Origin of the sequence: Chamaesiphon sp. OTE_8_metabat_110, from assembly GCF_031382685.1 — a bacterium.
GTDB lineage: Bacteria > Cyanobacteriota > Cyanobacteriia > Cyanobacteriales > Chamaesiphonaceae > Chamaesiphon.
In genome coordinates this window covers 1-5,595 of record NZ_JANMZA010000125.1, presented here as the reverse complement: position 1 = coordinate 5,595, position 5,595 = coordinate 1, and the positions used below count along the sequence as shown (strand labels likewise).

At 43.8% G+C, this 5,595-nt stretch carries 7 protein-coding genes; 1 reads left to right on the top strand and 6 read right to left on the bottom strand.

What is annotated here, in order from left to right; all coding sequences use genetic code 11:
* Window positions 1–6 precede the first annotated feature (6 nt).
* Window positions 7–138: a PEP-CTERM sorting domain-containing protein gene (locus RMO52_RS04445; protein WP_310411250.1), complete on the top strand. Its 132-nt coding sequence runs from the start codon at window positions 7–9 to the stop codon at window positions 136–138.
* A gap of 267 nt (window positions 139–405) precedes the next feature.
* Here the strand turns inward: RMO52_RS04445 and polA are convergent, their stop codons facing one another.
* The 6 genes from polA to RMO52_RS04415 form a co-directional block, all read right to left on the bottom strand.
* Window positions 406–3,327: a DNA polymerase I gene (polA, locus tag RMO52_RS04440; RefSeq protein WP_310411247.1), complete on the bottom strand. Its 2,922-nt coding sequence runs from the start codon at window positions 3,325–3,327 to the stop codon at window positions 406–408.
* A 10-nt stretch (window positions 3,328–3,337) separates the two neighbouring features.
* Window positions 3,338–3,523, bottom strand: coding sequence for a hypothetical protein (locus RMO52_RS04435; protein ID WP_309738019.1), 186 nt, complete (start codon window positions 3,521–3,523; stop codon window positions 3,338–3,340).
* Window positions 3,520–3,864, bottom strand: a complete 345-nt coding sequence (locus tag RMO52_RS04430) for a hypothetical protein (protein WP_309738018.1) — start codon at window positions 3,862–3,864, stop codon at window positions 3,520–3,522. The genes RMO52_RS04435 and RMO52_RS04430 overlap by 4 nt, the downstream gene beginning before the upstream one ends.
* A 262-nt stretch (window positions 3,865–4,126) precedes the next feature.
* Window positions 4,127–4,600: a hypothetical protein gene (locus RMO52_RS04425; protein ID WP_309738017.1), complete on the bottom strand. Its 474-nt coding sequence runs from the start codon at window positions 4,598–4,600 to the stop codon at window positions 4,127–4,129.
* Window positions 4,601–4,702: 102 nt separating this feature from the next.
* Window positions 4,703–5,140, bottom strand: a complete 438-nt coding sequence (locus RMO52_RS04420; protein ID WP_309738016.1) for a hypothetical protein — start codon at window positions 5,138–5,140, stop codon at window positions 4,703–4,705.
* Window positions 5,141–5,250: 110 nt separating this feature from the next.
* Window positions 5,251–5,595 (bottom strand): Uma2 family endonuclease (locus RMO52_RS04415; RefSeq protein WP_310411242.1); only part of this gene is annotated, 345 nt, incomplete at its 5' end.

Here is a 5,595-nt window from a genome sequence, read left to right as displayed (position 1 = left end):
GCAGCTATCGATAACATCCAATTTGGTACGGCGACTGCTCAAAGCGTTCCCGAACCTTTTAGCATTATCGGTACCCTCATTGGTGGTACGGCAGCTTTTCGGATCAGAAAGAAATTAGCGGATGCTAATAAGGTGTAGATTGAACTGGGCTGGTATTGTTTAGTAATACGCAATACCAGTTCGGGTTGAAGATCTCCACTCAATGATTCTTAGCTGCGCTTCAGCACCGCCCTCAAATGAATTTGGGGCTAATAGCAAAAGTTCGTTAAAACGAACTAAGATCTGCGATAGTTATCTTCAGATAACTTGTGCTATTGGCCCGAACTTATAGTTCAGGGCGGTTTTTGTGCGAAGCAAGTCAATTTTTATTATCCCAAACTCAGACTAATTAGCAACTCACGTTATTTACTTTGCATCCATCCAATTAGCCCCAACCCCAATCTCCGCCACCATCGGCACACTCAGATCGACCGCACTTTCCATAGTTGCCTTAATCTTCGGCTGCAACTCCTCCCACTCATCTTGCGGGATTTCCAACACCAATTCATCATGCACTTGCAACAACATTTTCGCTTGATATTGCTCTAATAACTTATCAATTTTAATCATCGCTAACTTAATAATATCCGCACTCGAACCCTGAATCGGAGCATTCGCTGCCGCGCGTAAATTTCCCGCATCTACTTGTCCGAGATTACCGATATTATCCAGATCGATCGAGTTAGGATCGCTACCTTTTAAACCGCGCAATTTACCACTTTCAAATCGGAAATACCGCCGCCGTCCGCAGACAGTTTCCACATATCCGAGGGCGATCGCTTCTCGTTTGATGCGCTCTAAATAGTCAAAAATGCCTGGATATCGATCGTAAAACTTCTCGATGAAGATTTTGGCTTCGCTGGCTTTGATGCCAGTTTCTCGCCCGAATCTTGCCGCACCCATGCCATACACTACGCCGAAGTTGATGATCTTACCCATGCGGCGTTGTTCGCTGGTGACGGTATCGCTTTCAAACAATAGTTTGGCGGTGACGGTATGGATGTCTTCGCTTTGGTTGTAGGCAGTTATTAAAACAGGTTCTTGACTCAGATGTGCGAGGATGCGAAGTTCGATTTGCGAGTAGTCAACTGCGGCGAGAATCCAACCAGGTGCGGGGATAAATGCGCGGCGAATTTGGCGGCTAAATTCGGTACGAATGGGGATATTTTGGAGGTTGGGATTGGAGGATGAAAGTCTACCAGTAACGGTAACAGCTTGATTGAAATCGGTGTGAACTCTGCCCGTTTTTGGGTGGATTAGAGCGGGGAGAGCATCGACGTAGGTAGATTTGAGTTTGGAGAAAGTGCGGTGTTGTAAAATCAGATCGACGACTTCATGTTTGCCTTGCAATTTCTCCAAGGTATTGACATCGGTGGAGTAGCCAGATTTAGTTTGACGGATACCTTTGGTGTCTAATTGGAGTTTTTCAAATAGGATTTGCGCGAGTTGTTTGGGCGAACCGAGATTGAATTTTTCGCCTGCGAGTGCGTAGGTTTGCGCTTCGATTTTGGCTAAGTCTTCAGCTAATACTAGCGAGAGTGTTTTCAGGTATTCAGCATCGATATTGATGCCCCGATCTTCCATCGCCGCGAGGATGGGTTCAAGGGGGAGTTCGATATCTTGCAATAGCGCAAGTAACTTCGGTGCGGTGGCTAATTCGGCTGTGAGGAGATCGTAGAGGCGGTAGGTACCCCAGACATCCATGCCGCAATATTCGGCGACTGCGGGGATGCTAATATTGGCGATAGTCTGTCCTTTTGCTACCAAGTCATCGTAACTCTGCGGGACGATGCTCAGATAGCGGCTGGATAAATCGGTGAGATTGTGGCTGCTGTCAGGATTTAAAACGTAGCTTGCCAACATCGTATCGAAGACGACGCCTTGGAGTTCAATACCTTGGTTTTTAAATACCAATCGATCGAATTTTGCATTCTGCAATACCTTCGGATATGTCGCAGATTCGAGGATCGGTTTGAGGTTTGTCAGGACTAATTCTAGTTCTAAATTATCCCCCGAATCGTGTCCGATCGGAATATATGCCATCATGTCAGGCTCCGCACCCCAACAACAACCAATCCCGACTAACTCCGCATTGCGCGGTTCTAAATCGGTAGTTTCCGTATCCCAAGCAATGGGACGATTTGGATCGGTATACTGCTGAAGATTGGTAATTAAAGCCTGTAATTTGGCGACAGTATCGATAATTTGTGGTTGAATTGGCGATTGCCGACTGAGTTGAAATTTATCCGTATCTTCAGCACTAAAAAACCACATATCGTCACCGCCATCATCAGCGACAATCGATCCCTGTGGTGTGACAAGCTCATGAACTGCTTCGTGGGGACTATTAATACTCTCAAGAGTCGGAGCAGCCGCACCACCAAAAGCTTCCTGAAGTTTCTCGATATCTTTACTAAATCGATGCAATTCTAATGTTTGCAATATTGGCTGCACCTGCGCGAAATCAAACCCAGTTAATTTTGTCTCTGGTAACTCAATTTCCAGCGGTACATCAGTAATAATTCTCGCCAAATACTGAGAATGATCTGCATCATCCTTACCTGCGATCAATTTCTTCCCATTCGCACCTGGAATCTCCGCCACGCGATCGTAAATAGTCGCCAGATCTCCATATTCATTCAACAACTTCACCGCCGTCTTATCGCCAATCCCGCGCACCCCAGGAATGCTATCCGATTTATCCCCACACAAAGCCTTATAGTCAATAATCTGCGCCGCAGTCACCCCCATCTTATCGATGACACCTTGCTCATTCATTTCCACTACTGAAGGGCTACTTTGAGCAAAAGTCGAAGTCATGTACAACACACTAATTCTGTCGGCATCGCTCACCAGTTGAAACATATCCTTATCGCCAGACAAGATCTTCACCCGATAACCCTCGCGGCTAGCTCTCCCCGCCAGCGTCCCCAACACATCATCCGCCTCAAATCCCACCGCCGTAATCGTCGGTAAGTTTAACGCCGTTAATAACCCATACAAGTTCTGAATATCGATCGTGAAATCTTCGGGCGTTTCTACTCGATCGGCTTTATAATTATCATCAGCTTCATGTCGAAAAGTCGGCGCGCGTAAGTCAAACGCGATCGCCATCGAATCCGGTTTCTGACTATTAATAATCTCGACCAAAGCCTTGACAAATCCAAAACAAATACTCGTCGGCACTCCCGCCGAAGTCGTCAAGCCACCGCTCTTGCTTTTGGCATAGGCAAAGTAGGAACGGTAAGCCAGAGAGTGTCCATCGACGAGAATTAATAGGGGAGACATAAAATCTAATTTATTGTGCAGGTGGGACTTTTTGTAATAATCTTTCCCGTTTGTGCTGACGTAATTCTAAATCGATTTGAGCGATTGCATCATCTAGGAACAAATTATATAATTCTAATTGGCGGTTACTCTCTCGTAACCTATCGAGACAACTTTTTCTAGTTTCTTCCGTCGGATAAGGATATCGCTCGGTCATGATAGGTTCCAACCTCTTTTAATCTCTTGAGTACTAGCATTAGCAGCTTCTAGATTAGCTTGCCCATTCTCAATTGCTTTTGCCAGTAGATCTAGCATAGCATTTGTAGCAATTGGCTGTGCTTCCAAAATCTTCAACAGCAGGGTATTGAGGCGAGTGTAAGACTGGTTGAGTCTTTCTCTGGCGTTTTGCAGTTCTTCCAATTCACCAATCGTTCTAGCTGTCTCTCCATATCTATCGAATAATGTCCACTCTGTTGTGCTAGCTAATTCGATTGCATCTGCAAGTTGACGGAGTAGCCCAAAAGTCATCGTTAAGGTTTCTTCAGATAACTTCGCCATCGATCGAGAGTATGTTGGAAGGATATATTACTATTATCTCAGATTCATTTGCATTGTGGCAGCACAGGATAGATAATTTCATGTCTAAGCACATCCTTTAAATTTGAAGCTGCGACAACTTCATCCGTAGTCCAGAAAATTGTTTCTAACATCTTAATGACCTTATGTTTATTAGATAAAACATCAAAGATATATGGTGGTGCATTTCCACCGCCTAGACTTCAATCATTATTGAAGATAGTTATAAATCGATCGATTCATTCTAATCATCATCTGTGTCCCAATTCGATCGATTAATGAATGTATCGATCTGGTCTTGATGACGATCGAGTGCATCAAAAAAATCTCTGCTCTGTTGCCTCAATGTATCAGAAAGTTCTCGATTCTGTCGTTCCAAAGCACGGGCGATCGCTTTGACACTAACTACAGTTTCTTTCACATCAGAAGTAACTGCCATTACCGATTTAGCAATTGAACTAGTTCTGCGTTCGTGAGTACGTTTTACTTCAAGTAGTTTAGAAATTTGCTGAGTATTTTCCGCATTTGCTTGAGCGGTAGCAGCTATTAATTGCTGAAGTTTCAGATATTCACTCGCTCTTTGTTCTCGCTCTGTTGTCGCCTGAATTTCCATCCGCTCCATCCTTCTATCGAATGCTGAGATCGATCGAGCCAATAATTCAGCTATCTCTTCAAGCTGAGGTAATCTTTCTAGGGGTGTGTCATTCGAGTGAGTCATCCGATCTACTTTCTAACAGCTACTTTATTTAATAGACAATTATAACAAACAGATTGGGGATCTATGGATTAGATAGCGAGCGAATAAAGCTAGACATAATCTCTAGTCAGGAGGATTTTGCCTGTCGATCTTACGTCCAATTTCTTTGATGTCTTCGTGCAAATCTTCAAGGGTATCATAGAGTGAATTACTCCGCTCTTGAGATTCTCGATAACGGTCGATATTTTCTAGTCTTGATTCGCGAATAGTGCGGCGCAATTCCCTAATTGCCTTACGTTCGCTTTCAATACTCGTACTATTAGCTGCTATCGCTTTTGCATTAGATTCAATCAATTGTCTCGTTGCCGATAAGGATTGCTCGAAGCGATCGTGAAATGTTGCTTGAGCTTTAATTTGAACGCTAACTTCTTTAATCTGTTGAGATAGCTCGGCGTTAACTTCTTTAATCTGTTGAGATAGTTCGGCGTTGTTAATTAATTGTTGCTCCATCAACCGTTCTAGCCGCGTTAGTCGATCGATAGATTCATTGCTTTGTGTCATAGCAGTTCGAGATTAATGTCATCCAGCTCGATATATGTTTGCAGTACTATCTATTTTAACATCAGACACTCGATCGGGTTGTGCTTGTAGCGATCGAGCGACTTAAACTATTAACTGTTAACTGAATTTAATCCTAACTGCAATACTGCCAAAACATCCGCCATTGTTCCTGATAACATTGCTTCAACTGCTAACCATAAGCCAGGAAAAACTTGACTCTTAATTATCCCCTTCTCGTCGAGTTCCAATCGAATATAGTCACCATCTTGCAGACTAAACCAATCGATTTCTCGATCCAAAGTTCGCCAGATAATATACTCCTGCACCTCATTACGACGATATGCAGCTTTCTTCTCGTGAAGATCCATCGAGACTGTACTAGCTGCTATTTCGACAATTAATTCTGGCGCACCTTCGATATAGTCATCCGTCGTAATCCTCGCCCCTCTACCTGG